This window comes from Archangium lipolyticum (genome assembly GCF_024623785.1).
In the GTDB taxonomy this organism is placed as follows: domain Bacteria; phylum Myxococcota; class Myxococcia; order Myxococcales; family Myxococcaceae; genus Archangium; species Archangium lipolyticum.
In genome coordinates, this window is record NZ_JANKBZ010000010.1 from 104,420 (window position 1) to 130,733 (window position 26,314).

Here is a 26,314-nt window from a genome sequence, read left to right on the forward strand (position 1 = left end):
CGCCTCAGTGCTGGTGGCCGTGCTCGGGGATGGCCCCCGTGGCGGTGGACAGCTTGAGCTCGTAGGCGCCCCGGGACACGACCCGCTCGCCTTCCTTCACACCCTCGAGCACCTGCACGTAGCCGCCGGAGCGCACGCCTGGCCGGACCGCCCGCTTGAAGAAGGACTCTCCTCCGTCCATCACGAAGACCGTGGGCCTGCCGTTGTCGTCCACCAGGGCCGACTCGGGGATGGCCACTCCTCGGATCGTCTGTCCCGTGTAGAGCGTCACCTTGGCGAACATGCCCGGCTTGAGGACGCCGTCCGGGTTGGGCAGCTCGAAGATGACAGGCACCGTGCGCGTCGCCCGGTCCACCACCGAGCCCACCGCGACGCGGCGCCCCGTCTTCTCGTCCACGGAGAACTCGTGCTCGAAGCCCGCCACGGAGAAGGACGCCCCGGGCGAGCGCTCCACCTTGGGCGCGTCCGCCTCGAACACGCGCGCCTCCAGCCAGAGCCGCTCGGGGTTGACGACCGAGACGAGCAGCCTTCCCGCCTCCACCACCGCTCCGGGGATCACGTCCGCGAAGGACACCACCCCGTCCAGGGGGGAGCGCAGCTCGAACGCCGCGCCGCTGGGGCCCGCTCCTCCGCTCTGGGTGCTGCGGTAGAGCGCGAGCTGTCGCTCGGTGGCCGCCACTCGCGCCGCCGCCACCTCGCGCGCCACCCGGGCCGCGTCGAGCTGCTTCTCGGGGATGGCCTTGCCCGCGAACATCTCCTCCGCGCGCTTCACCTCCCGCTCCGCCAGGCCCAGCTCCGCCCGGGCGCGCGCCGCCTCCATCTCCACGGAGGCCAGGTCCGTGCCGCTCGCCGAGCTGGTGGGCACCAGCCGCACGAGCACCTCGCCCTTGCGCACGCGCTGCCCCAGGTGCGCCACCTTGTCTCCCACGGAGATGCGCCCGGCCACCGGAGCCGACAGCTCCGCCGACTGGCCCGCCACCGGCTTCAGCTCACCGTTGGCGCGCACCCCTCCCTGGAGGACACGCGGCTCGGCCGGCGCCGTCGCGTACTGCGTCTTCCACTGCTGCTCCTTGAGGAAGGGCACGGTGGCCTCACCCGTCTCCTCGGGAGGCGCGGCGGCCACCGCCGCGGCCACGGTGGGGTACACCACCACCTTGCCCGCCTCCACCGTGCCCGACACCTGCTCTCCCTCGAGCCGCAGGGTGAGCGTGCCCTCTCCCGCCCGGGTGGGTTGCACCACCGGCTTGAAGATGCCGTCACGCAGGAGCTTGTCGGCCACGAAGCGCTCCTCCGTGCCGTCCGCGTAGCGAAGCGTGGCCGTCACGCGCCCCTTCGTCACCACGCGGAAGCCGTTCGGATCTCGCGCGTCGGTGAAGTGGGCCACCAGGGGAGAGGGCTGGCCCACCACGAGCGCCGGGTACTCCATGAAGAGCTCCAGGCCGTCCTGGTAGACGGTGACGGTCTGGCCCGGGCGCTCCGGCTCGCTGGCGGGCGCGGCGCCGTGCTCGTGGTCTTGCCCGGGGCCATGCTCGTGGTCGCTCGGAGCCCGCTTGCAGGCGAGCGTGCACGCCAGGGCGAGGACGAGAAGGAGAGGACGGCTCATCGGGTGGCACTCCGGGGCGTGGTACCCTCTGGGGTACCCGCGAGAAGAAGAAGGTCCGTCTCCGCCTCGATCAGGGACTCCGTCAGCTCGACGGCGGTCAGCCGCGCCTCACGGGCGGCGCGCTCGGCATCCACCAGCACGAGGAGCTCGGCACTGCCTCCCCGGTAGGCGGTCGCGGCGATCTGGCGCAGCTCCTCCGCACGTTCGAGCACCTCGGTCCGGTACTTCGTCAGCCGCTCCCGCCGGCCGGACACCGCCTCGAGGGCGGTCGCGAGCCGGCTCCGCGCCTCGTGGAGGAGTGCCGCGTGGCGGGCCCGGGCGAGCTCCCGGCGCGCTTCCGCCCGGGCCGCCTCTCCCTGGCGGCGGTCGAAGAAGGGCAGCGGCAGTCCCACGCCCACCACGTACCCGGCCCCCGCGCCCGGCAGTCCCACGTCGAGGAATTGCGCGCCCGCGCGGAGGGAGGGCTCTGGAATCCAACCCCGGCCCGCCGCACGCCGGGCGGCCTCCGCTCCACCGGCCTCGAGCGCGAGGGCGCGCAAGTCACCGCGCTTCTCCTCCAGCTCCGCCAACAGCGCGGCCCCGTCCGGCAGGGGCCTCTCCATCTGGAGCGAGCCCTCGAGCGGGGGAAGCGCCGTTACTCCGGGCCCGAGCAGCCGCAGCGCCTGGGCCTCGGCCCGATGCGCGTCCAGCCCGGCGCCGCGCAGTGCATCCCGCACCGTCGCCGCCTCCAGCTCGATGCGCAGCCGGTCGTAGCCCGCGGCCTCTCCCGCCCTCTCGCGGGTGGCGATGGCCTCGGCCAGGCGCAGCAGCTCGGCGAGCGATTGCTCCAGGATGGACCGGCGCTCCCGGGCCGCCAGCACCGCCGCGAAGGTCCTCGTCGCCTCATGCCGCAGACCCGCCCGCGCCCATTCGTGCCGCGCCTCGGCGGCCCTCGCGTTCCGGTCCGCCGCCTCGGCCTCCAACCCCAGCCGTCCGGAGAGCACCAAGGGGATGGAGGCCATCCACACGTCCTGGCTCTCTCCGTCCCGGGTTCCGGAGGTCGTCTTCTGGCGCTCCCACTCCAGCGCGGGGTTGGGCCACGCGCCGGCACCCACGGCTTCGGCCCGGCCCAGCCTGGCCTCCTGCTCGGCGACGCGGCCTTCCAGGCTCGAGGCGAGCACCCGCGCCACATATTGCCGCTCGTCGAGCGCGGGCTGGGCCAGGGCCGTCGTGCCAGCCAGCAGCAGGGAGATACTACCCAGGATAGTAGAGGCGGCCGGACTCCGTGGAGGTGAGCGCATGCGCGGGGCCTGGGGTTCTCAGAAGAGGATGTGGAGGGCCGTCTCCACCGCGTGATGGAGGAAGGCGCTGTGAGCGAGTGAGAGCAGCCCGGTGGCCAGGGCCACTGCGCCGGTGACGCGAAGGGCGTGCGCCGTGGTGGCGCGTGCGGCCTCATCGAGCAGCAGCCGGACACGGCGCTCCAGCGCGAGCGCCCCGAAGGCGGGTGCATCCCCCGTGACGTGGGAGAGCCGCTGCTGCAGCGCCGCCACCTTGACGAGCGCGCCCGCCACCAGCCCGCCATCTCCCACCGCCGCCGCCGCTTCGGCGTCGCACGCCTCCTCCGCTGCCATCTGGTGGGCGGCCGCGCAGGCGCGTGAGAGGAACGGCGCGGCGAAGAGCCCGGCCACCCCGAGGAGCACGCCGAGCAACGGGTCTCGACGGCGCAGGTGGGCCTCCTCGTGCGCCAGCGCCGAGCGCAGCTCCGCCGGGGTGAGCGACTCCGCCAGACTGGCGGACAGCAGGATGCGCCGGCGCACGAGCCCGACCGCATGGCAGAGCCGTGGAGCACCGGGGACGGCGACGATGGGGAAGCGCCCTGGTCGCCGGGTGCCGAGCGACTCGAGGGCGGACAGCCGCGCCCGCATCCGCAGCAATCGGAGGACGGTTTCCCCGGCCCGGAAGAGGAACACGGCGAGCGAGAACGCCCCCACCGTGGCGAGGACGGGCCTCACGTGCGCCGAGTGGAGGAAGCACAGGTGCACGTGGTGTCCATGGCCCAGACAGTGGTCGGCCGCCAGACCGAGCGCCGCGGCGAACGGAGGCGCGGCCGCGGCGGCCACCACACCCAGCGAGGCCAGGGCGGGCAGCGTCCCGAGCACGAAAGCCAGGTCCGCGCGGAGCGCCGGAACACGCTGCAACGCCTGGCCTTGGAGGAGCCGGAGCGCCGGCCACACCAGCAGCGACACGGCCATCCCGATGAGGGCCGCCGTCGCGGAGCACTCCAGCAGGAAGGCCAGGGCCGCCATCATCCGTGCCCCTTGCGCCGTTGGGAGATGAGCTGTGCCAGCCGGTCGAGCAGCCCCTCGTCGACCTGGGCCGCCGCATCGACGAAGGCCGAGAGCGCCACCTCACCGTGAGACTGGAGGATCTCCGCCGCCAGGCTGTCCGCGAGCGCCTTCTCGAACTCGGCCTTGCCGAGCGCGGGCACGTACCGCCAGGCCGGGCCGTCCTTCTCACGAACGAGCAGCCCCTTGCGGTGGAGCCGATCCATCGTCGTCATGATGGTGGTGTAGGCCCGCTCCTCGTCCCCCGTCATCCGGTCGCACACCTCGCGCGCCGTGACCGGGGCCCGGGCCCAGACCACCTCCATGACGATCGCTTCCAATCGGCCCAGCGGTTCCCAGGTGCGCTTCTTCACGATGCCTTCATCAAGCCCCGGGTCCGCTACTATCGTCAATAGTACTGGAGCAGGAGTCCGGCCACGGCCGCCCCGGCGATGACGAGCGGCACGAGGAACTTCGCGTTCCACCGGAAGAGCACTCCGAGTGTGACGGCGAAGATGGCCACCGTGGCGGGCCGGGTGAGCCCGGCGCGCAGCAGCCCCACCGTGGTCGCCGCGATGAGCCCCACCACGCCCGCCGTCACCCCGTCGAGGAAGTGGCGGAAGCGCGGATGGTGGAGCACCCGCTCGAAGAAGTCGTGACCGAGGAGCGAGAAGGAGAAGGCCGGGAGGAAGATGCCCGCCGTCATCACCAGCGCCCCGGCCCATCCCCCGCCGAGGTAGCCCACGAAGGTGGAGAAGATGATGAGCGGCGCGGGGATGAGCCCCGAGAGGGCGAGCCCGTCGAGGAACTGCGCGTTGGTCATCCACGCGCCCGTCACCACGGCGTCCCGCTGGATGAAGGGGATGGCGGTGTAGGCCCCGCCGAAGGTGAGCAGCCCGCCGCGCAGGCCCGACACCAGCAGGGCCAGGAGGGAAGGGCGCTCGGTGGCGGTCCCCTGCCCGACCTCGGCCCCGCCCGCGCCCATGGGCGCGAACCCGTGGAGGATCAGGAAGACGGCCACGGCCACCACGCACGCTCCGGCGAGCCCCAGGGCCGGCAGCCGCAGCCCCTTCTTCGCCAGCAGGACGATGAGCCCCGCGGCCACGAGCGTGAAGCCGAAGTGCACCCCCGCGCCCTGCGCGAGCGCCGCGAGCCCGGCCACACCCCACGACCAGCGGTCCTCGAGGGTGTGCTGCGCGATGCGCACCACCGCCCGGACGATGAGCGCCGTCACCGCCGCCTGGACGGCACCGAACACGGCCAGGAGCCGCGGCGAGCCCAGGCCGTACCGCAGGTAGAGCCACGAGAGGCCGAGCATCAGGACGAGGCCCGGCAGCATGAAGCCGAGTCCCGCCAGCACTCCGCCCAACCGGCCGCGCGCGAGCATCCCGAAGTAGACGCACAGCTCGTGCGCCTCGGGCCCCGGCAGCACCTGGTACACGGCGAGCGCCCGGTTGAAGTGCTCGCGGGTGACCCACTTCTCCTTCTCCACCAGGTCGTGGCGGATCATCGCGATCTGCGCCACCGGTCCACCCCAGGCGAGCAGGCCGAAGTGGAGGAAGCGCAGGAACAGCTTCCCGTAGGATTCGTGCGGGACCCGGGCCTCCGGTCCACCGTCTGTCTGGGTGGTGCTCATCGAGGCCCGGAGACTACCCCCGGGCCCTTACGTGTCGTGAGGAAGACGGCGTGCGACCTCGCGCAGGGTGAGGTATCCGCGATCGGGCTCCATGTCGTAGAGAACGATGTACTCCCCCACCATGATTGACAGGGACGTGACCTGGCAGACGATCTTCAAGAGGGACAGGGTGGGCGTCCCCATGCGAACGAGCCTGGCGGCGACCGTATCCAGCTCGCCACGGATGCGCTGGTAGATCTCCAAGGGCAGCTGGGAGAGCTGCTTCCAGGCCGCCGCGCTGACTTCGACCGCATAGGCGGTGGTGTGCTCGGAGTGGTTCATCTCGGACTGGACGTGAGGCACGAATCACGCCAACCCTTTTCCCTGTCATATTCGCGACTTGGAAGGTGGGGAGGCCTCTGGAGAAGGGAAGTTTCTCCAGAGGCATACGTGAAAAAACTACCGGCTCCCTTCACTTCCGTGGTGCTTCTTCCTTCAGCTTTCCGCGCTCGCAGCCGCAGCCGCAGTCATCGAAGAACGGCTGGAAGCCCGGGGCACAGATGAACTTGATGGTCGCGCACTGCTTGGGGCTCTTGCTGACATATTGCTTGAGCGGATTCTTGTAGTCACAGACCGGGGACTTGCACTCGCTCTTCTTCACGCAGATGCCGATGCAGTCGGCGCCCCCCTTGTCCGGATCGCAGTCATCGCCGGGGTCGTCGACGCAGAGCTGGTTCTCGGGACATGGCGTGCCAGGGAAACCGCCGCAGGACCGGGTGAGGTGCTGGAAGACGTCGCGCGGGGGTGGCTTCGGCGTCTGGGCCCATGCGGTGCTGGCCACACCGCAGAGGGCACAGGCGAGGGCGAGCGCGCTCGCGGTGGGGAATCGGATGGGCATGGGGGGCTCCTTGAAAGGTTTCATCTTCATGGAGTGCCCAACCCGCCGATGTGACCGGGGCGAGGTATCATGCCCGCGATGCGTGTCTTCGCCCTCCTCGTCGCCCTGGCTGGAGCCGTGGCCTCCGCCAGCGAGCCAGCCCTCTCCGCCTTCGCCAGCCTGCCAGCGGATCCCGCTCCCCCGGAGCTCGTGCGCGGCCTCCACTACTGGATCTCCAACGAGAACGACCTCCACCTCTTCCACGACACGGTGAAGGACAAGGGCGGCGTCTACATCGGGGTGGGCTCCGATCAGAACTACCTGCTGGGGGCCTGGGCGCGCGCCGAGGTGCTCGTCCTGCTCGACTTCGACCAGTCCATCGTGGATCTGCACCGCGTCTACCGCGTCATCTTCCTCGCGGCGGAGACGCCCGAGGAGTTCCTCCGGCTGTGGCAGTTGAAGAGCCGCAAGGAGGTGCGCCGCCTCATCGAGGAGGGCTACCCGGACAAGGCGCAGCGGGTGGGCGCGCTCCGGGCCTACGGCACGGCCCGCTGGGCGGTGGAGCGGAGGCTGAAGCGCGTGGTGGCGCAGATGGAGAAGGCGTCCCTGCCGAACTTCGTGGTGGATGCCGCCGAGTACGCCCACCTCCGCCGCCTCTTCCAGCAGGACAAGGTCTTCATGGTGCGGGGAGACCTCACCGCCCAGCGCACCGTGAGCGCGGTGGGCCGGGCGGTGGCACAGGCGGGGAAGAAGGTGGGGGTGCTCTACCTGTCGAACGCCGAGCAGTACTTCCCGTATGGCGCGCGGTACCGGAGCAACATGCGCGAGCTCGCCCTGGACGAGGGCAGCGTGGTGGTGCGCACGAGCGGCCAGCGGGGCGTCTCGCACGTGAAGGGCACCTACTACCACTACAACACCCAGTCGGGTTCGAGCTTCCTGGCCTGGCTGGCGGACGAAAAGACGCGGGACGTGCGCCGGATGCTCCGCTACGCGCCGGACAGCGGCACGGTGTACGGGCTGTCGCGGCTGGACATCGGGCCCGAGGAGGCGCGCGAGGCGGCGAAGCAGCGGCTCCTGGCGAAGGTGCAGGCGAAGAAGGTGAAGCGGGGGAGGGGCTTGTCGCGGGCGGCGCACGGCGAGGCCGTGCGGTGAGCTCGAGGGCGGGGTGGGCCGTCGTGCCCCTGCTCCTGGTGGCGCGCGTGGCGGTGGCGGAGGAGCCGTTTCCCGGGGCTCCGGAGGTGCGGCCCTGTCTCGAGGCACCGATCGCCGGCATGGCCTGCATTCCCGGTGGCCCCTTCCTCCGAGGTGTGAACGGGGGGCGGCACGCGCCGGCCAGGCCCCAGGCGAAGGTCTGGGTGGGGACCTTCTACATGGACACCCACGAGGTGACGTACGGGGCCTACAAGGCGTGCGAGAAGGCGGGCCGGTGCCGGAAGGCCGGGCCCAACTACCGCGACTTCGACAACCCCCGGCAGCCCATCAACGGGGTGAGCTGGTACGACGCGAAGGCCTTCTGCGAGGCCCAGGGCAAGCACCTGCCGACGGAGGCCGAGTGGGAGAAGGCGGCGCGCGGCACGGACGGGCGGCTCTACCCGTGGGGCGATGCGCCCGCCACCTGCGAGCGCGCCGTCATCATGGACGGCCGGGGGCGGAGCTGCGGACACAAGCAGCGCTCGCGGACGCACGCCGACGTGGGGCGTCCGGAGCCGGTGGGCTCGCGGCCTCCCAATCCCTACGGGCTCCACGACATGTCGGGCAACGCCTGGGAGTGGGTGGCGGACTGGTTCACCCCTTCGTGGAAGGCGTGTGGTGAGGCGTGTCTGGGGGTGGAGCCGAAGGGCCCGTGCGAGGGCCGCGAGCCTTGCGAGGGCCACACCGAGAAGGTGGTGCGGGGCGGCTCGTGGTTCTGGCCGGGCTCGTACGCGACGACGGTGTACCGGCGGCCCCACGTGCCCGCCAACCGGCCCGTCTTCCACCACTTCGGTTTCCGCTGCGCGGCGAGCCTCGCGGAGGCGCGGGCACTCGCGGAGGGGTCCCGGTGAGCCGGGCGGGTCAGTGCCGGGACGAGGGCCTGGAGTCGCGGGGCAGCCTCACGGTGAAGGTGGTGCCCTGGCTCCCGGTCGAGCTGGCGGAGACCGAGCCCCCGTGCGCCTCGACCAGGTGCTTCACGATGTAGAGGCCGAGGCCGATGCTCCGCGTCGCCCGGTCCATCTGCGCGGTGCCGCGTTGGAGCGGCTCGAAGAGGCGGGGGAGGACGTGGGGAGGGATGGGGGGCCCCTCGTTGTGCACCGACAGCACCAGCTCCTCGTCCCAGGCGCGCAGCTCCACGCTCACGGGCGTGTCCGCGGGGCTGTACTTGAGGGCGTTGGTCACCAGGTTGGACACCACCTGCGCCATGCGGTCCGAGTCCCACTCGCCCCAGGCGCTGCCCTGCTGGCGCACCTCGAGGTGCCGCTCCGGCCAGGCCAGCTCCACCTCTTCCAGCACCTGCTGCACCAGCAGCCGCAGGTCCGTGGGCTGGCGCTCCAGGGAGATGCCTCCACCCAGCCGTGCCTGGGTGAAGTCGAGCAGGTCGCGGATCATCCGCGTGGCACGCTCGGCCGAGGAGAGGATTCGGCTGGCGGACCGGGTGACGTGCGGATCGAGCTCCTCGCGCCGCAGCAGCGCGTGGGCCGCCAGGGTGATGGCGTTGATGGGGTTGCGCAGGTCGTGGCTGACGATGCCGAGGAGCTGCTGTTCGAACTCCACGCGGCGGTGCAGCTCGGCCTCCTGCTCCTTCTGTTTCGTCACGTCCTGGGTGATGACCACCCCCGCGATGATGCGGCCCTCGTGATCCCGCACCGGGCTGGCGCTCATCCGGACCATCGCGCGAGTGCCGTCCGCGCGCCGCAGTTGAAGCTGCTCGTCCACCACCACCTCGCCGTGGAGCAGCGAGCGCGCCAGGGGCCACTCGTTGGGCTGGAGGCGGTGGCCATCCATGCGGAAGGCCTGGTGCCCGTTGTACTCCTCCACGCTGTTGGCGGTGCCCATGGGGCCGCGCAGCAGCTCCTCCTGCTGGTGGTTGAAGAACGTCAGCCGGCCCGAGGGCTCGGCCACGATGACCCCCGCGGGCATCTGCTGGAGCACCGCGTCCAGCAGCCGCTGCCGGGCTTCCATCTCGGACACATACCGCTGCTCGCGGCGGAGCGCCTCCCGCCGGAGCCGGGCGATGGCGAGCGCGGCGCCCACGCGGGCCACCAGCTCGCGCGCGCTGAAGGGCTTGGTGAGGTAGTCATCCGCTCCCGCGTTCAGGCCTTCCACGGTGGCCTCCTCGCCCGCGCGGGCGGACAGCAGGATGAAGGGCACGGTATGGGTGCGCGCGTCCTCGCGCAGGGCGCGCAGCAGGCCGAAGCCGTCCAACCGCGGCATCATCACGTCGCTGAGGATGAGGTCCGGCGGGCGGGCGCGTGCCACCTCGAGCGCCTCGGCTCCATCCCTGACGGCCTCCACCTGCCAGCCTTGCGTGCGCAGCAACCGCTCCACGTAGGCGCGCATGTCCGCGTTGTCGTCGGCGAGCAGGAGGCGGGCCTCGCGTGGGACGGAAGGTGGCAGTGGCGCCGCGGTGACCGGAGCCGGAGTGGGGGCGGGCCCGGGCACGAGGGCGGGCGCCAGCCACCCGGAGCTCTCCTGGAGGAAGGCGTCCGCTCCCATCGACGTGGAGTCCTGCGTCCGGGCCGCTCCGAGCCGCTCGGCCGGCAGGTGCGCATGGCCGGTGGGAAGGCACACCGTGAAGGTGGTGCCCTGGCCCGGCGTGCTCCGCACGTCCACGCTGCCCCCGTGCAGCTTCACCACCTCCTGCACCAGCGTCAGCCCGATGCCCGTCCCCTCGAAGGAGCGCCCGCGCGCGCCCTGCACGCGGTGGAAGCGCTCGAAGATGCGCGGCAGCTCCTCGGCGTCGATGCCCGTGCCCGAGTCGCGCACGGTCAGCTCCACGTGGCCGCCTCGCCAGCGCAGGCCCACCTCCACCTCGCCCTCGAAGGTGAACTTGAAGGCATTGGAGAGGAGGTTGAGCACCACCTTCTCCCAGAGCTCCGGGTCCACCCAGACGGGCTCGGGCAGGAGCGGACAGTCCACCACCAGCCGCAGCCCGGCGCGCTCCATCGCCGAGCGGAAGGTGCTCGCCAGATCGACGGTGAGGCTGGCCAGGTCCGTGGGGACGTAGGTGGACTGGATGCGCCCCGCCTCGATGCGGCTGAAGTCCAGCAGCGTGTTGACGAGCTTGAGCAGCCGCATGCCGTTGCGGTGCACCGTGGCCAGCTCTTCGCCCTCCAGGCACCGCCGCGCCGAGGTCAGCGCGTCCTCCATCGGCGCGAGCATCAGCGTGAGCGGGGTGCGGAACTCGTGGGAGATGTTGGAGAAGAAGGTCGTCTTCGCCCGGTCCAGCTCCGCCAGTCTCTCGGCGCGGCGGCGCTCGGCCTCGTAGGCCTGGGCGTTGGCCACGGCCGAGGCCACGTGCCCGGTGGCCATCTCGAGGAAGCCCCGGTAGGACTCGTCCAGTTCCCTGTGCGGGGACACGCCCGCCACCAGCACGCCATAGGGCGCCTTCTGTCCCGGCTGGGAGATGGGGAGCAGCACCGCCGAGTGGGGCGACTCGTCCCAGGGTCCTCCCGGCAGGTCTCCGAAGCGCGCGCGCACGTCGGTGACCACCTCCATGTGCCCGGTGGCCGCCACGCGCGCCAGGGGCCAGCCCTGGCCGTCCGGCCCGGTGAGGCTCGGGTGCCCGGGGCTCGCCGCTCCGCCTTCCACCAGCCCCGCGGCGCTCAGCAGGGTGGCCTGGGTGCGCCGCTCATCCAGCTGATACATCAGCGCGAACGGCACATCCGCGGGGTTGGCCGAGAAGGTGCGCGCGGCCTGCCGGCACGCCTCCTCCACGGAGCGTGCCTCGCTGACGTGCCCGGCGAGCTGCCGGAGGGTGCGCAGCCGCCGCTCGCCGATGACACGCTCGGTGGTGATGTTCACCGCGGCGAAGATGCCTTCCACCTGGCCGGTCTCGATGCCGATGGGGCTGTAGGAGAAGGTGAAGTATGCCTCCTCCAGGTAGCCCGCCCGGTCGATGAGGAGCAGCTGGTCATCCGACCACGTCGCCGCGCCCGTGGTGCGGACGCTCTCCAACATGGGGTGGATGACGTGCCAGATCTCCGCCCAGGCCTCGCGGGCCGGACGGCCCAGGGCCAGGTGCGGGTGCTTGCGCCCGAGCGTGGGGATGTAGGCGTCGTTGTAGAGGACGACGAACTCGGGTCCGCAGAAGAGGACGATGGGGAAGCGCGAGGTGAGGCAGATGCTCACCGCGCTGCGCAGCGACTGGGACCAGCCCTCCACGGGGCCCAGCGCGGTGGCCCCCCAATCGAGGGCCCGCATGTGAGCGCCCATCTCTCCGCCTCCCGCGAAGATGTCGCCGGGCTTCAAGGAGGCGGGGCAGGGGGTCGTCTCGGGTCGTCGCGGGGTGAGGTGACGCACGGGTTCCCTGTCGAAGTGCTCTCTCATGTGGGTCGTGGAGGCGGGCCCTTCCGCTTCCCAGGCTCCAGGGGAACAAGAGCGCCGCCGGACATGGCTAACAGCAGCGCCGGACGGAGGATTCGCCCCGGAGATTTTCCGGGTGGCGGCGGGGCTTCCTCGGGTGGGCGATCGGCTGTCCCCTTGGCTCTCCCAGAGAGCACGCACGCCGGGTGCGGGGGGATTGGCCAGTGGCATGCCGTTCTCCCTCCACAAGGGCTTCTCATTTCGTGAGAAAACCAGAACTCCCTGCTTCTCTTGATTTCTGATGACGCTTGAGCGTCATGATGTTATGGTGTGGCTGTCGTTTTTTGGGGTGGCTGAAATGTTTCCAGGTCGTACCAGGAGTGAGTCTTGTTGTGTTGCCCGGTGCCACGCGTCTGGTGGCGGCGGGTGGCGGGGGTCGAAGCGGGTGCTGCGCGCGCTCCTGGTGGTGTGGGGGTCGCTGACCCCCGTGGTGGCATCCGCCACGCAAGTCCAGGGTACGCTCTCCACGCCCACGGTCTGGAAGAAGAGCGGCAGCCCCTACGTGCTCACGGGGGATGTGACGGTGGGGTGGGGTACGACACTGGTCATCGAGCCCGGGGTGAAGGTCATCGCCGCGAAGCAGGACGCACTGCGGTCCGGGGCGGATGAGCAGCGCGTGGAACTCATCGTGGACGGGGCGCTGGTGGTGCGAGGCACCGAGGCCCGGCCGGTGCGGTTCACGTCTGGAGAGGAGCCGGGGTCCTGGTACGGCATCCGGGTGAGGGGAGGCCGGGGGACGGTCATCGACGGAGCGGTCATCGACCGGGCCTGGCAGGGCCTGTCGCTGGACATGGGCGCGGTGGTGCGGAACACCTCGGTGAGCGACACCGTGGAGGACTGCGTGCGCGTGGGCTGGGGCAGCGCGACGCTGGTGGACAACCGGCTGAGCGGGTGTGGGGCCAACGGGGTGAGCGTGGCGGAGGGGGCGCGGGTGCGGATGGAGAAGACGGTGGTGACGGGCAGTGGGGGCCACGGGGTCGAGCTGCGGGGCTGGGGCGAGCTGATCCACGACACGTTCCACGCCAACGGGGCCGCGGGTGTGGCGCTGCTCGGCGAGAACGAGGCGTCGGTGGTGAGGGACAGCCTCATCACGTCCAACGAGGGCCATGGCGTGTACAAGGCGTCGGCGGCCCGGGGCGTCCTGCTGTCCAACAACGTCTGGGGCAACGCGGGTGGGGACTACGGGGCCGCCGCGTTCGCGGGGCAGGGCTCCATCTCCGTCAATCCGCTCTACGTGTCCGCGACGGATCTGCGGCTGAGCGCCGGCTCGCCGGGCAGGGGCGTGGCCACGGATGGGTTGGACCTGGGTGCCTTCTCGAGCCCCAGGGGCGCCTCCCTTCCGGACGGTCTGCTGGCGGCGGCCTCCGTCCGTGGCACTCGGGTCTTCACGGTTCCGGTTCCGGGGCGCGCCCGGGAGCGCATCGTGGCGGCCAGCGGTGTCGCACTGGCGTCCAGCAAGGTGGGCAAGGCGGGTGGCCGGTCCACGCGGTGGCACGGGCTCTCCCCCGAGCGCAGGAGACGGGGCAAGTCCTCCGTGGCGGGCACGCTCGCCTCCGTGTCCCGCAATCCGTCCCGCATCCGCTCCGTGGTTCATGAGAGCGGGCTGACGGCCCTGGAGCGCTAGGGACCCTATTTTCGCGGTCGGGTCCGAAAACGGCCAGACAGGGGTATTCGTCCACGCTACGAATGCCCTCGTGATGCAGACGCTGGAAACGGAAACCTGCTACCGGGCCCTGACCGCGCGAGACCGGCGCTTCGACGGGCTCTTCTTCGTCGGGGTGTCGACGACGGGCATCTACTGCCGGCCGGTGTGCACGGCGAGGACGCCCCGCCAGGAGCGGTGCTCGTTCTACCGCACGGCGGCCGAGGCCGAGCGCGCGGGCTACCGGGCGTGCCTCCTGTGCCGCCCCGAGCTGGCGCCGGGCAGCGCGCCGGTGGACTCGGTGCCCCGGCTCGTCGCGTCCGCGGTCTCGCGCATCGAGGGGGGCTTCCTCAATGAGTCCTCGATCGACGCGCTCGCGTCGGAGCTGGGGGTCACCAGCCGGCACCTGCGCCGGGCGATGGAGTCCGAGCTCGGTGTCTCGCCGGTCGAGCTGGCCCAGTCGAGGCGGCTCGCGCTGGCCAAGCAGCTCCTCCAGGACACGGCGCTGCCGTTGGCGGAGATCGCCTTCGCGAGTGGCTTCCAGAGTGTCCGGCGCTTCAACGCGCTCTTCCAGTCACGGTTCGGGATGCCGCCTTCGGCGCTGCGGCGGAAGAGTGGCGACACGGAGGGCGCGCGCTCGCTGGTCCTGCGGCTGGATTACCGCCCGCCGCTGGATTGGGAGCAGCTCCTGGGCTTCCTGCGCGGGCGCGCCATTCCCGGGGTGGAGCTCGTTGGTGGGGACGAGTACCGGCGCACGGTGCGGCTGGGGGGCAGGACGGGCTGGCTGACGGTGCGGCGGGACGGGAAGCGCCCCGCGCTCCTGGCCGAGGTCTCGCTCTCGCTGGCGGGGGTGCTGATGCAGGTGGCGGCGCGGTTGCGCGCGCTCTTCGATCTGGACGCGAGGCCGGAGGTCATCGCGGAGTGCCTCGGGCGGGACGCGCTCCTCGGGGAGCGGGTGAAGCAGCATCCCGGGCTTCGTGTGCTGGGGGCGTTCGATCCTTTCGAGCTGACGGTGCGCGCCATCCTCGGGCAGCAGGTCTCCGTGCGCGCGGCCACGACCTTGAGTGGGAGGCTCGTCGCGCGCTTCGGCGAGCCCGTGGACAGCCCGCATGCGGAAGCCTCCCGGCTCTTCCCGTTGCCGGAGACGTTGGCGGCGGCGGGGGAGGACGACGTGGCGGCGCTGGGAATGCCCGGAGCCCGGGCTCGAAGCCTCCTGGCCGTGGCGAAGGCCGTCGCGGAGGGCACCGTGCGGCTGGACGGGCACGCGGAGGTCGACGCGACGATGGCGGCCCTCGAGGCGCTGCCGGGCATCGGGGCCTGGACGGCGCACTACATCGCGATGAGGGCCCTGCGCTGGCCCGATGCGTTTCCCGCGAGCGATCTCGGAATCCGCAAGGCACTCGGAGGACTCACGGCGAAGGCGGCCGTGGAGCGCGCCGAGGCCTGGCGGCCCTGGCGGTCCTACGCGGCGGTACACCTCTGGACGTCTCTCTCGGAAGGAGCAGGCGGATGACGCTGTACACCACGACCTTGAAGAGCCCGGTGGGGCCCCTGCGTGTCTTCGCCACGGAAGGAGCGCTGACGGCCATCTACCTGGAGAACCACAAGCGGGCTCCCGTGCTGGAGGCGACCGGGCGGGAGGATCACCCGGTGCTGCTGGCCGCCCGGCGCCAGTTGGAGGAGTACTTCGCGGGGGAGCGGGTGACCTTCGAGCTGCCGCTCGAACCGGAGGGAACGCCGTTCCAGCACGTCGTGTGGAAGGCGCTCCGGGAGATTCCGTCGGGCGTCACCTGGTCCTACGCGGACCTCGCGCGCCACATCGGGCGGGCGGGCGCGGCGCGGGCCGTCGGGTCGGCGAACGCGAGGAACCCGCTCTCCATCGTCGTCCCCTGCCACCGGGTGGTGGGCACCGATGGGAAGCTCACCGGGTACGCGGGGGGCGTACCCGTCAAGCAATGGCTGCTCGAGCACGAGCAGCGGCACCGGAGGCCATAGCGGGGACGGCCTCCGGAGCTGTTCTCAGATGTTCCAGCGGATCATGCCCTGGAGGGTGTTCTCCGCCTTGCCCGGGATGAGGTAGCGGTGGAAGGCGAGCTGGTACTCGAAGCCCAGGTACAGCTTGGCCGGGGTGAACCGGATGAGCTTGCCGAAGTCCCACAGGAACTGGGGCTGGGCGAGGAAGAAGCGCTGGCCCTTGGTGAGATCGAAGGGACCGGGGTTGCGGTGCGCGCCCTCACCAAAGAGGCCGGTCTGGAAGAAGCCGGCGAAGATGAAGTCCTGGGTGCCCAGCGCGAAGGACTTCTGCCACGCCGCGCCCACCTGGAAGTCCACGCCGCGGAAGACGTAGTCGTCACGGATGACGGTGGTGACCGTCACGAAGTCCATGGCCGGCACCGCGAGGTCCCACTGCAGGCCGTAGTAGTTGAGCATGCCGAACTTGGAGACGTGCTCCGCCTCGTACTTCAGCGACACGTTGGAGATGGGGCCCCAGTTGAGCGGTCGGCCCAGCACCTTCTCGGCGAAGAACTTGCCCGACAGCGTCAGCGTGATGCCGCCGAAGAAACCGCCCTTCTCGTTGAGGCTCTTGACGTCGGCGAGGGCGCTGTTGAAGGGGCCGGTGATGTCGTAATAGAGGAACATCGTCCCGAACTCCCACGCCTGGAACGCCTTGATGCTCAGCGTGGTGCGGGAACCCCCACCGTTGAAGTCCTCGTTGAAGCAGTCGACGGCGCCCCGGTAACGGCCGCTCACCGGGTTGATGTTGTTCTCGTTGCCCGTCCAGCACGGCGCGTGGAGAAGCTCGAACCACACCCCGGCGGAGGCGTTGGTCGAGGACAGCAGGGCGGCGAGCAGCGCGAACAGGTACAGCGGTTGACGGATCATGGGGGTCCCCTGGGTGCGCGCGTGTTGTGGATTGCCGGGGGGTGAGCAGTCAAGCACTCGCTTGACGGCTCCCTGGGGATCGTAGCCACACCTGGAGTCATGGGCTCGCGGGTCTTGACGCATCCCTCCTTCCCGGGGAAGGAGGCGTTCCCGGGCCTGGTCCCGCCACGCGTTGCGGAGCATGCGGGGGTCGTGTTCCCATCCTCGAAGGACTCGCGGGCGATTCATGCCGAGCCGAGCCACGGGGGGCACCATGCTCAACATCCCAGGATATACCCTCCGAGGGGCCATCAAGCCCACCGGCGCCAACCAGCTCTTCCACGCGGTGCGCGATGCCGATGGCCAGTCCCTCATTCTCAAGACGCCCACGGCCGCGTCTCCCGGACCGCGCGAGTCCGAGCGCTATCGCCGCGAGCTCGGCATTCTTCAGCGGCTTCGGGGCGTGAAGGGAGTCGTCCAGGTCCACGCCTGCGAGCGGCTCCGCGACCGCCCGGTCCTGTTGTTGGAGAAGGTGGAGGGCCAACCCTTGTCGGAGCTGCTCACGGGGCAGCCCCCCGAGGTGGCTCGTGCCCTGGACCTGGCCATCTCCCTGTGCTCCTCACTGGCCGAGCTCCACTGCCGCGGCATCATCCACAAGGATCTCAAGCCCTCCAACATCATGGTCGCGCCCTCCGGTGAGACGTGGCTCATCGACTTCGGCTCGGCGACCCCGCAGCTCGTCGAGCATGTGGAGGCGGTGCCCGTCCCCCTGATGGAGGGGACGCTGGCGTACATGTCCCCCGAGCAGACCGGGCGCATGAACCGCGCGGTGGACTACCGCACGGACTTCTACTCGCTGGGCGTCACCCTCTACGAGCTGCTGACGGGCGTCAGGCCCTTCCAGGGGCGCGATGCGCTCGAATGGTTCCATGCCCACATGGCGGTGGCGCCCGTGCCGCCGGTGGAGCGGGTGCCGGGCCTGCCGCCCGTGCTGTCCTCCATCATCGTGAAGCTGTTGGCCAAGGTGGCGGAGGAGCGCTACCAGAGCGCGGAGGGGCTCAAGGCCGATCTCGATCGGTGCCGGGACAACCTGTTCCGGGGCGTGCACGAGGATTTCCCGCTGGGGGTGTACGACCTTCCCACCCGCTTCCAGCTCCCACAGCGGCTCTACGGGCGGGACGCGCACGCCGCCGCGCTGCTCCAGGGCTTCGAGCGTGTCGCCCGGGGAGGGAGGCCGGAGCTCGTCCTGGTGAGCGGCTACTCGGGTATCGGCAAATCCGCCGTCGTGCACGAGCTGCACAAGCCCGTGGTGCGCCAGCGCGGCTTCTTCCTCAGCGGCAAGTTCGACCAGTTCCAGCAGGCCAGCCCCTATGCCACCCTGGCCCAGGCCATTCGAGGGCTGACGCAGCAGTTGCTGGCCGGCAGCGACGAGGAGCTGGCGCGCTGGCGGGAGCACCTGGTGGAGGCCTGGGAAGGCCATGGCCAGGTGCTCGTGGACGTGGTGCCGCAGCTCGAGCTCATCGTCGGCAAGCAGCCCCATTGTCCCGAGCTGCCGCCCTCCGAGGCCCAGCACCGCTTCCAGCGGGTGGTCCGTCAGTTCCTCGGCGTGTTCGCCACCCCGGAGCATCCGCTCGTCGTCTTCCTGGATGACCTGCAGTGGGCGGATCAGGCCAGCCTCCGGCTCATCCATCACCTGCTCACCCATCCGGAGACGCCGCCGGTGCTGCTCATCGGCGCCTGGCGTGACAACGAGGTCGGTCCCTCCCACCCGCTGGCACTGGCGCTGGCGGAGCTGCGCAAGGCCGGCGCGCGGATGACGGATGTCCAGCTCGAGCCGCTGAGCCTCGGGGAGGTGCGGCAGCTCGTCGCCGACACGCTGCCCGGTGCGGGCGCGGAGGTCGTCGAGCCACTCTCGGCGCTGGCGCGTGAGAAGACCGGCGGCAACCCCTTCTTCCTGCGGCGGTTCCTGCTGACGCTCCACGAGGACGGGCTGCTGATGCGCACGCCGGAGGGCAGGTGGCGCTGGGATGCCGAGGCCGTCGGGCGCAAGGGCTACTCGGACAACGTCGTCGACTTCATGGCCGGCAAGCTGCGTCAGCTGCCCCTGGAGACGCAACACCTGCTGCGGCTGGCCGCGTGCGTGGGCAACGCCTTCCCGCTCCAGATGCTGGCCCGGGTCTCCTGCGTCGCGGAGGCGGCCGAGGTGGAGCGGGGGCTGGAGCCCGCGTTCCAGGAGGGTCTCCTGGTCCACGTCGGTCCGGAGCAATACCGGTTCCTCCATGACCGCATCCAGCAGGCGGCCAGTGCCTTCATTCCCGACGAGGAACGCAAGGCCGTCCACCTGCGCATCGGCCGGTTGATGCTGGAGAGCCTGTCTCCGGAAGAGGTGCAGCAGAAGCTCTTCGATGTCGTGAGCCAGTTCAACGCGGGCGCCGTGCTCCTCGCTGCCCCCGAGGAGCGCATGCGCGTGGCGCGCCTGAACGAGCAGGCGGGCTCGCGGGCCAAGGCCTCGAGTGCGTTCCGTTCGGCCGCCACCTATTTCTCCACGGCCTTCCAGATGCTGCCCGGCAACCCGTGGGACACGGACCCGGATCTGGCCTTCAAGCTCCGTCTGGAGCACGCGAGCTGCGAGTTCATGAGTGGCAACGCCGCCGAGGCGCGCCGCCTGGTGGAGGGGCTCCTGGCCCGGACCCGCACCCGCCAGGAGACGGCGGCCGCCTACTGCCTGAAGACCAACATCCTCATCGGGGGAGGGGACATCCATACCGCCGTCACCAGCCTCCTGGAGGGGCTGTCCCTGATGGGCATGCCGATGTCTCCCCATCCCTCCTGGGAGGAGGTGATGGCGGCCGACGAGGAGCTGCGGACGCTGCTGGGGGACCGCTCCATCGAGAGCCTCATCGAGCTGCCCCTCACGGACGACCCGGACCTGGAGGCGGCGATGAGTCTGCTCGGGGCCTTGTTCGCACCGGCGTACGTCACGGACTCCAACCTGCTCATCCTCCACCTGAGCCAGATGGTCATCCTCAGCCTCCGCCATGGCAACACGGCCTCCTCCGTGCACGGGTACTCCTGGTACGGCATCGTGCTGGGCCCCGCCTTCAAGCGGTACCGGGAGGCCCAGGCCTTCGGCCAGCTCGCCTGTGACCTCGTCGAGCGCCACGACCTGGCCGCCCTCCGGGGGAAGGCGTTCTACGGGCTGGAGATCATCAGTTATTGGACCCAGCCCCTCTCCACCTGCCTGGAGCTCATTCGCGAGGCCTTCCAGTCCGCGCTCGAGGCCAGTGACATCCAGGTCGCCGGCTACTGCTGCAACCACATCGTCACGGATCGTCTCACGCTGGGACACGACCTGGAGGAGGTCTATCAGGAGTCCGTGGCGCGCCTGGACTTCGTCCGTGGGGCTGGCTTCGTGGACTCACGGGACATCATCCACTTCACCCAGCGTTACGTGCAGCAGCTGCGTGGCCTCACGCCCTCGTTCGACTCCCTGAGCGGGGATGACTTCGACGAGGAGGCGTTCGAGGCGGCCCTGTCGGCGGAGCGCATGAGCACCTTACGGTGCTGGTACTGGATCATGAAGATGCAGTCGCGCTTCATGTGCGGTGCCTACCAGGAGGCGCTCACGGCGGCGGCCAGGGCCCGCGAGCTGCTCTGGTCCTCACTTGGCCACATCCAGCTGCTGGACTTCCACTTCTTCCACGCCCTGTCCCTGTCCGCGTGCCTGGGGGAGCTGCCGCCCGGGGAGCGGGAGCGGGCCCTCGAGCGGGTGCGCGAGGACCATCGGCAACTGGCGGAGTGGGCCAGCACCTCGCCCGAGACCTTCCACGTGCCCGAGCGGCTCGTCTTCGCGGAGCTGGCTCGCGTCTCGGGCCGGCAGGATGAAGCCTTCCGCGCCTACGAGGACGCATTCCAATCCGCTCGGGCGCGGGGCTTCGTCCATTACGCCGCCCTCGCCAGTGAGCTGGCGGCCCGCTTCTGGCGCGAGCAGCGGATGCCCTCCATCGCGGACTCCTACGCTCGCAAGTCCCACGAGGACTGGCTGCGCTGGGGCGCGAAGGGAAAGGCCAGGCACCTGGAGACCTGGTGGCCGCACCTGGCCTTCAGTGACACCCCCGAGGACTCCTCCACGGACACGGGCTCCGCCCAGATCGACGCGCTCACCGTGGTGAAGGCCCAGCAAGCCATCTCCGGGGAGATCGTCCTCGAGCGGCTGGCGGACACGCTGCTGCGCGTCGCCATCGAGAACGCCGGTGCCCAGCGTGGAGCCCTGTTGCTGCCCGACGGAGACAAGCTCTCGGTCGTCGCCGTCTCGGACACCTCACCCGAGGGCTCCGCTGTCCGCCCGGACGGGCCCGTGCTTCCGTGGCCCCTCATCTCCTACGTGAAGCGCACCCGGGAGCACGTGCTCATCGGCGATGTCACCCAGCCCCACTCCTTCTCCTCCGAGGCCTGGTTCGAGCATGGCCGTGCCCGCTCCGTGCTGTGCCTGCCGCTGCTGCGCCAGGAGGAGTTCCGCGGCGTGCTGTACCTGGAGAACGACCTCGCCACCAACGCCTTCACCCCGGCGCGCCTCTCGTTGCTCGGCCAGCTGGCCTCCCAGGCGGCCATCTCCATCGAGAACGCCCGGCTTTACGCCGAGGTCCAACGCGCCGAGACGGCCCTGCGCCGCGCCAATGACGAGCTGGAGAAGCGGGTGGAGGAGCGCACCCGCGAGCTGAAGCAGACCCAATCCCGGTTGGTGGACATGGCTCGCTCGGCCGGCATGGCGGAGATAGCGGCCAACGTGCTCCACAACGTGGGCAACGTCCTCACCAGCGCCGTCATCAACCTCCAGACGATGCGCGGGATGGTGGGCTCCTCACGCATGGGGCGGTTGAAGCAGGCCACCCTGCTGCTCGAGGAGCACCGCGACGACCTGGCGGACTTCCTCACGCGGAACCCCAATGGCTCCCGGCTGACGAGCTATCTCTCCGCCCTCGCGGACGCGCTGCTCTCCGAGCGGGTGTCCCTCGAGGAGGGGCTGAATGCGATGGGCCTGCACATCGAGCACATCCGCGCCATCGTCCACGTCCAGCAGAACTACGCCAGCAACACGATCGTCACCGAGGAGTGCGACCTCTCCATGCTCGTGGATGATGCGCTGAGCATCCAACGGCCCTCGCTCCAGCGCCACGGCATGATCGTCACCCGGGGGGTGTTCCCCTCGCTGCCCAGGGTGCGCCTGGACAAACACAAGGTGCTGCAGATCCTCATCAACCTGTTCAGCAACGCCAGGAACGCGACGCAGTCGCTGCCATCGGGACAGCGTCACATGAGCGTGCGGCTCGAGGCGGTGGGCGACGTGGCGCGCATCCAGGTGGAGGACAACGGCATCGGCATCGCGCAAGAGCACCGCGAGCGGCTCTTCTCCCAGGGCTTCACCACGCGCGAGGGCGGGCATGGCCTGGGCCTGCACTCCAGCGCGCTGGCGGCGAAGATGCTGGGGGGCCGCCTCACGCTGGAGAGCGAGGGACCCGGCAAGGGTGCCATCGCCACGTTGGAGCTCCCACTGTCGTAGGAGGTGGACGCGAGGGCTGGCTCGTGGCAGTGAATACCTCGTGGCCATTCTCTCGATCCAGTCTCATGTCGCCTATGGGTACGTCGGCAACCGGGCGGCGACCTTTCCGCTGCAGCGCCTCGGTCACGAGGTGTGGACGGTCAACACGGTGCAGTTCAGCAACCACACCGGCTACGGCCAGTGGCGAGGCCAGGTGTTCGAGCCCTCGCATGTGGCGGAGGTGGTGAACGGCATCGCCGAGCGCGGTGTGCTGGCGGAGTGCCAGGCGGTGTTGTCCGGCTACATGGGCAACGCGGAGACCGGCTCGGCCATCCTCGAGGTGGTCGCGAAGGTGCGGGCGGCCAACCCGAAGGCGCTGTACTGCTGTGATCCGGTGATGGGGGATGTGGGCCGGGGCATGTTCGTGAGGCCAGGCATTCCCGAGTTCATGCGCGAGCGGGCCGTCCCGGCCGCCGACATCACCACGCCCAACCAGTTCGAGCTGGAGTTCCTCACCGGCCGGAGCGTGCGCTCCCTGGACGATGCGTTGAAGGCAGCCGCGGCCCTGCGTGAGAAGGGCCCGCGCGTGGTGCTGGTGACGAGCCTGCTGCGGGAGGAGACGGCTCCGGGGACGATCGAGATGCTGGCGGCCACGGATGCGGGTGCCTGGCTGGTCCTCACCCCGCAGTTGCCGATGCAGCCGCCGCCCAATGGAGCGGGCGACGCCGTGGCGGCGCTCTTCCTCTCGCACCTGCTGCGGGGCCGGGACGCGGGGGAGGCGCTCGGGGAGACGGCCGCCTCCATCTTTGGCATCTTCGCCGCCACGCATGCGGCGGGCTCACGGGAGCTGCGGCTCGTCGCCGCCCAGGAGGAGCTGGTCTCGCCTTCGCGGCGCTTCTCCGTGGAGCGGGTGGCCTGAGCCAGGAAGGACGAAGGGCCGGGAGCCGACTCGCGATTTCAGGCCCTTTATTGGTGAAGAGTACGGGAGCACCTGGGGGGCTCACGTAAGGCGAGGTTGGCCTCATCCTGGTGGCCCATGCCCATCATCCTGTGTGATGTTGAGGCTCGAACTGCCACATCCAAGAAGGCCCAAGCCCCCTGGCTCCCTGTGGTGCCCCTTCTGGGATGGTGGCCAAGATCGGCGTATGCTCCGCAGGGACTGCACTGTGAGTGTACCAGCGTGGTGCTCCGGCCCGGGGCTCTTGTCAGCGGTCTTTCTCTGCCTGCTGCCTCCAAGATGAGGAATGGCTCGAGGAGTTCGGCTCCTTGAAGGCGTGACCTCGCGTCCCTCCGAAGCACTCCTGCTGCCTGGGTGTTTCCGGCTTCGTATGTTCAACGGCGACTTCGGGTCTCACCGCGTCGAAGAAGACTTCCGGTCCGGGTTTCCATGCACTGGCGCAATCTGAGATGCTCAAGCCACCCGCCCGGAAATCTGCCAAGCCGTGCATCCAAACTCTCACGCTCCGTCCTGCTTTTGGTCCATCGAATCCGACCGGTTGAGCATTTCCCTGAGCGCTCTTCCTCCGGAGATTGCCTCCCGTGTCGCTTTGCGCGAAGACGAATGGCTGGCGAAGGGCTGGCTCGACGCCCATCATGTGCGCTTCTCTGCGACACAATGGGTCGCACTCGGACGCCCCGTCGAGCGCGGGGCGGACGAGGAAGAGCGCACTTGTCTTCAGGATGAGTGGGTTGCACTTCAGCACCTGCTCATGGACTTGCTCGGTCTCGAACGGCAATCCATCCGTTGTGACGTGGTGGGCGTCCCAGGCAGCCCTAGTGCGAAGTACAGAGTCCGAATCGATGGGGAACTGATTTCGACCACATCTGTCGTTTTCCCGTGGTTCGTGGCTGCTGACGGCAGCGCGCCTCGCCCCTTGAGCCCGACGGCTGCCTGGGCCTGCGCCGAAGCTCGTCTCGCGAGCCACGCATCAGCACAGGAACAGCTTGCGCGTGTGGCACGAATCCGCAATGTGCTGGACGACACCTCACGGCTACTTTCTGGACGGGTTCAGTTCACCCCTGCAGGCTATTTTGGAATGTTCGAGCCCCAGTCGGTGGTGCGAGTGGGGCTGCGCTGGGAATCGGACCCAGACGCGACGGACGTTGTCTCTTTACACCCCTACGCCGTCCTTCCGGATGGCACTCACGCTTCGCTGCCTCTGGGCAGCATACGACCTGGTGGGATCGCAGGGAACGACAGCCGCCGACCCCTGGTTCTTCCCGAGGGGGCTACTGAAGTACTGGAAAACATCCGTCCTCTGCAGCGGCGCCTTGTTGGTGACGTCCAGCGGGAGCTGGCAGACCCATCAGCCGTCGTTCCCGAGGGACTGGACGCGGATTCCATCCTGGACCTTTCTCAATACTCTCAGAGAGTCATGGGGTTCGAAGTCCTTCGTGGCCGACAACCTCCTGAGAGAACGGAGGGCTCCGGGCTGGAATGGATCGATCCTCCCGCCGACGCCGGAGCGTTCTCGTTCACGTTCCAGGTTGAGCAGGGCGAGGGCCTTGCGCCCATGTCGCTCCAACTGCGCTCACGGGAAGAGGCTCTGCTTCTTCTTTCGCAGAACGACACCGCGATGGCTCGGGGGGACGGTACTCCGTTGGTTGTAGGAGGAAATCGGCTGCTTCCGAGCGAAGAATTGGGACGTCAGCTTCGCATTGCGCTCCAATTGTCGGAGCCACCTTCGGATGAGGGAGTGCCTGGAGCGGGCTTGGAGAAGGCACAGGGTACCAGGGGGCGCCAGGCTGCCATCGTACGCGAGCTGGAGGCCACTCTTGTCAACCCCGACAGAACCCTCGTGGATGCAGATCCTGTTCCATGGGACCTCCTGCATACCGCGCTGCTGCCGGGCGTGGAACTCAAGCCTCATCAACGTCATGGAATCGAGTGGCTGTGGCGCCACGCCAAATCCCAAGATTCCGGCGTCCTGCTCGCGGATGACATGGGGCTCGGCAAGACGTTGCAGGTCGCCTGTTTCCTCACGCTCAGACGCTTGGATGCTCTGGGGGTTGTGCGTCCGCAACTCGTCGTTTGTCCCACCATCCTGCTCGACAACTGGCGCCAGGAACTTTCTCGTTTCTTCGAGGCGCGAGTCTGGCCGCAACCATTCATCCTGCACGGTCCTGGGTTGCAGGCGGTAGCACGCCCAGATGGGCTCAACACTGCCTTCCTTGAGCGTCAGGACCTGATTCTCACCAATTACGAGACGCTCGGAGCACATCAGCGCTCCCTGCTGAAGATGGACTTCGATGTCGTCGTCTTTGATGAGGCGCACAACCTCAAGAATCCGGACACGCTGCGCTCGCGCGCCGCACGCGCCCTCAAGCGCTCCTTTGCGGTCGCATTGACGGGTACCCCAGTCGAAAATGAATTGATCGATGTTTGGGCCATCTACGACGCCGTCCAGAGCCGGGAGCCGCGCGTATTCGGAACACGCGCCTCCTTTCGCGAAGAATACCAGGGCGAACGCGCCGTGGAAACCTTGCGGCAGCGGCTTGGCTATCCTTCCGCCAACTGCACGCTCCTTCGGCGCGAGAAGGCAGATGCTCTCAAAGACCTTCCTCCAAAGCTTTCCCAGAGAATTGCCGTCGAGATGACCATGCTTCAGGAGGAACAGGAACGGCTCATCGCCCAGCAGGCGCAGAAACGAGGCATGCTCTGGGCGCTCGCGGCATTGCAAAAGCTTTATCAGCATCCGGCTCTTCTCTCGGAGTCTCGTGGAATGTCAACCGCGACAGCGCTTCGCGAAAGTCCGAAGACGCGACTGTGCCTGGAGTTGCTGGAGCGGATAGAGAGTCAGGGAGGAGGCGCTCACGCTGAGAAGGCCCTGGTCTTTGTCCTCTCCCGCGCGATGCAAGATCTGCTGTCGCAGCTCCTCAAGGAGAAATTTCAACTCAAGCGCGTTCCCATCCTCAATGGAGAGCCTGAAAACCGTCGATTGGCCCTGGATTTCATCGATGAGTTCTCACGCGCCCATGGCTTCCAGGTTCTCATTCTGAGTCCGTTGGCCGCAGGGGCCGGGCTCAACATCGTTGCCGCGAGCCATGTCATCCACTATGGGCGATGGTGGAATCCCGCGAAGGAGGACCAGGCTACGGACCGCGCCTATCGCATCGGTCAGGTTCGCCCGGTCCACGTTTACTACCCGTTGCTCCACCGCCAGGGACGCGCAGACGCGGGGTTCGACATGCGGCTGCACGAGTTGGTGGAGCGCAAGCGAGCCATGGCACGTGACTTCTTGTCACCCGAACTGAACGACGCGAAGCAGTACACGAGCGTTTTCCAGGAGCAGGGTGCCGCAGGAAAAGGCTGAG

17 protein-coding genes are annotated in these 26,314 nt (G+C 69.4%); 8 read left to right on the top strand and 9 right to left on the bottom strand.

Going from position 1 to position 26,314, the window contains the following annotated elements; all coding sequences use genetic code 11:
- Nucleotides 1–4 precede the first annotated feature (4 nt).
- From NR810_RS22330 to NR810_RS22360, 7 genes are all read right to left on the bottom strand, one after another.
- Nucleotides 5–1,603 (bottom strand): efflux RND transporter periplasmic adaptor subunit, encoded by a 1,599-nt coding sequence (locus tag NR810_RS22330; RefSeq protein ID WP_257455270.1) that lies wholly within the window; start codon nt 1,601–1,603, stop codon nt 5–7.
- A complete protein-coding gene (locus NR810_RS22335; protein ID WP_257455271.1) occupies nt 1,600–2,883 on the bottom strand; it encodes a TolC family protein in 1,284 nt (427 codons plus the stop codon). Before NR810_RS22335 ends, NR810_RS22330 begins: the two co-directional genes overlap by 4 nt.
- An 18-nt stretch (nt 2,884–2,901) precedes the next feature.
- Entirely contained in the window at nt 2,902–3,891 is a 990-nt protein-coding gene (locus NR810_RS22340) for a M56 family metallopeptidase (protein ID WP_257455272.1), read from the bottom strand.
- Complete coding sequence (locus NR810_RS22345; RefSeq protein WP_257455273.1) at nt 3,888–4,280, bottom strand: BlaI/MecI/CopY family transcriptional regulator; 393 nt, start codon at nt 4,278–4,280, stop codon at nt 3,888–3,890. The genes NR810_RS22340 and NR810_RS22345 overlap by 4 nt, the downstream gene beginning before the upstream one ends.
- A gap of 35 nt (nt 4,281–4,315) precedes the next feature.
- A complete protein-coding gene (gene chrA, locus NR810_RS22350) occupies nt 4,316–5,542 on the bottom strand; it encodes a chromate efflux transporter (RefSeq protein ID WP_257455274.1) in 1,227 nt (408 codons plus the stop codon).
- A gap of 27 nt (nt 5,543–5,569) precedes the next feature.
- Complete coding sequence (locus NR810_RS22355) at nt 5,570–5,884, bottom strand: type II toxin-antitoxin system RelE family toxin (protein WP_257455275.1); 315 nt, start codon at nt 5,882–5,884, stop codon at nt 5,570–5,572.
- 109 nt (nt 5,885–5,993) lie between these two features.
- On the bottom strand, nt 5,994–6,419 hold the full coding sequence (locus tag NR810_RS22360) for a hypothetical protein (RefSeq protein WP_257455276.1): 426 nt from the start codon (nt 6,417–6,419) through the stop codon (nt 5,994–5,996).
- A gap of 69 nt (nt 6,420–6,488) precedes the next feature.
- On the opposite strand from NR810_RS22360, the gene NR810_RS22365 reads away from it, so the two are divergent.
- Together NR810_RS22365 and NR810_RS22370 are read left to right on the top strand one after the other, a co-directional pair.
- The gene (locus NR810_RS22365; RefSeq protein WP_257455277.1) at nt 6,489–7,550 is read left to right on the top strand and encodes an LIC_10091 family protein; all 1,062 of its coding nucleotides are present in this window, start codon (nt 6,489–6,491) and stop codon (nt 7,548–7,550) included.
- A 23-nt stretch (nt 7,551–7,573) separates the two neighbouring features.
- Nucleotides 7,574–8,440 (top strand): formylglycine-generating enzyme family protein, encoded by an 867-nt coding sequence (locus tag NR810_RS22370; protein WP_257455279.1) that lies wholly within the window; start codon nt 7,574–7,576, stop codon nt 8,438–8,440.
- Between the two features lie 10 nt (nt 8,441–8,450).
- On the opposite strand, the gene NR810_RS22375 is transcribed toward NR810_RS22370, so the two are convergent.
- Nucleotides 8,451–11,807: an ATP-binding protein gene (locus NR810_RS22375; protein ID WP_257455280.1), complete on the bottom strand. Its 3,357-nt coding sequence runs from the start codon at nt 11,805–11,807 to the stop codon at nt 8,451–8,453.
- Nucleotides 11,808–12,342: 535 nt separating this feature from the next.
- On the opposite strand from NR810_RS22375, the gene NR810_RS22380 reads away from it, so the two are divergent.
- The 3 genes from NR810_RS22380 (at nt 12,343) to NR810_RS22390 (ending at nt 15,594) form a co-directional block, all read left to right on the top strand.
- Nucleotides 12,343–13,581, top strand: a complete 1,239-nt coding sequence (locus tag NR810_RS22380; protein ID WP_257455281.1) for a right-handed parallel beta-helix repeat-containing protein — start codon at nt 12,343–12,345, stop codon at nt 13,579–13,581.
- A gap of 73 nt (nt 13,582–13,654) precedes the next feature.
- Nucleotides 13,655–15,112: a DNA-3-methyladenine glycosylase 2 gene (locus NR810_RS22385; protein ID WP_257455282.1), complete on the top strand. Its 1,458-nt coding sequence runs from the start codon at nt 13,655–13,657 to the stop codon at nt 15,110–15,112.
- Nucleotides 15,109–15,594, top strand: coding sequence for a methylated-DNA--[protein]-cysteine S-methyltransferase (locus tag NR810_RS22390; RefSeq protein WP_257455283.1), 486 nt, complete (start codon nt 15,109–15,111; stop codon nt 15,592–15,594). Before NR810_RS22385 ends, NR810_RS22390 begins: the two co-directional genes overlap by 4 nt.
- Before the next feature lie 24 nt (nt 15,595–15,618).
- On the opposite strand, the gene NR810_RS22395 is transcribed toward NR810_RS22390, so the two are convergent.
- Entirely contained in the window at nt 15,619–16,482 is an 864-nt protein-coding gene (locus NR810_RS22395) for a hypothetical protein (RefSeq protein ID WP_257455284.1), read from the bottom strand.
- A 253-nt stretch (nt 16,483–16,735) separates the two neighbouring features.
- Between NR810_RS22395 and NR810_RS22400 the strand changes: the two genes are divergently transcribed.
- The 3 genes from NR810_RS22400 to NR810_RS22410 all read left to right on the top strand — a co-directional run bounded on the left by NR810_RS22400 (nt 16,736) and on the right by NR810_RS22410 (nt 26,313).
- Complete coding sequence (locus tag NR810_RS22400) at nt 16,736–22,021, top strand: trifunctional serine/threonine-protein kinase/ATP-binding protein/sensor histidine kinase (RefSeq protein WP_257455285.1); 5,286 nt, start codon at nt 16,736–16,738, stop codon at nt 22,019–22,021.
- A 40-nt stretch (nt 22,022–22,061) separates the two neighbouring features.
- On the top strand, nt 22,062–22,919 hold the full coding sequence (gene pdxY / locus NR810_RS22405; RefSeq protein ID WP_257455286.1) for a pyridoxal kinase PdxY: 858 nt from the start codon (nt 22,062–22,064) through the stop codon (nt 22,917–22,919).
- Nucleotides 22,920–23,709: 790 nt separating this feature from the next.
- On the top strand, nt 23,710–26,313 hold the full coding sequence (locus NR810_RS22410; protein ID WP_456062034.1) for a DEAD/DEAH box helicase: 2,604 nt from the start codon (nt 23,710–23,712) through the stop codon (nt 26,311–26,313).
- Nucleotide 26,314: the final 1 nt, after the last annotated feature.

Coding starts and splice junctions, on each gene's coding strand:
- NR810_RS22330 (WP_257455270.1), bottom strand. CDS start 1,603: ATGAGCCGTCCTCTCCTTCTCGTCCTCGCCCTGGCGTGCACGCTCGCC.
- NR810_RS22335 (WP_257455271.1), bottom strand. CDS start 2,883: ATGCGCTCACCTCCACGGAGTCCGGCCGCCTCTACTATCCTGGGTAGT.
- NR810_RS22340 (WP_257455272.1), bottom strand. CDS start 3,891: ATGATGGCGGCCCTGGCCTTCCTGCTGGAGTGCTCCGCGACGGCGGCC.
- chrA (WP_257455274.1), bottom strand. CDS start 5,542: ATGAGCACCACCCAGACAGACGGTGGACCGGAGGCCCGGGTCCCGCAC.
- NR810_RS22360 (WP_257455276.1), bottom strand. CDS start 6,419: ATGCCCATCCGATTCCCCACCGCGAGCGCGCTCGCCCTCGCCTGTGCC.
- NR810_RS22365 (WP_257455277.1), top strand. CDS start 6,489: ATGCCCGCGATGCGTGTCTTCGCCCTCCTCGTCGCCCTGGCTGGAGCC.
- NR810_RS22375 (WP_257455280.1), bottom strand. CDS start 11,807: ATGGGCGCTCACATGCGGGCCCTCGATTGGGGGGCCACCGCGCTGGGC.
- NR810_RS22385 (WP_257455282.1), top strand. CDS start 13,655: ATGCAGACGCTGGAAACGGAAACCTGCTACCGGGCCCTGACCGCGCGA.
- NR810_RS22390 (WP_257455283.1), top strand. CDS start 15,109: ATGACGCTGTACACCACGACCTTGAAGAGCCCGGTGGGGCCCCTGCGT.
- NR810_RS22395 (WP_257455284.1), bottom strand. CDS start 16,482: ATGATCCGTCAACCGCTGTACCTGTTCGCGCTGCTCGCCGCCCTGCTG.
- NR810_RS22400 (WP_257455285.1), top strand. CDS start 16,736: ATGCTCAACATCCCAGGATATACCCTCCGAGGGGCCATCAAGCCCACC.
- NR810_RS22410 (WP_456062034.1), top strand. CDS start 23,710: ATGGACTTGCTCGGTCTCGAACGGCAATCCATCCGTTGTGACGTGGTG.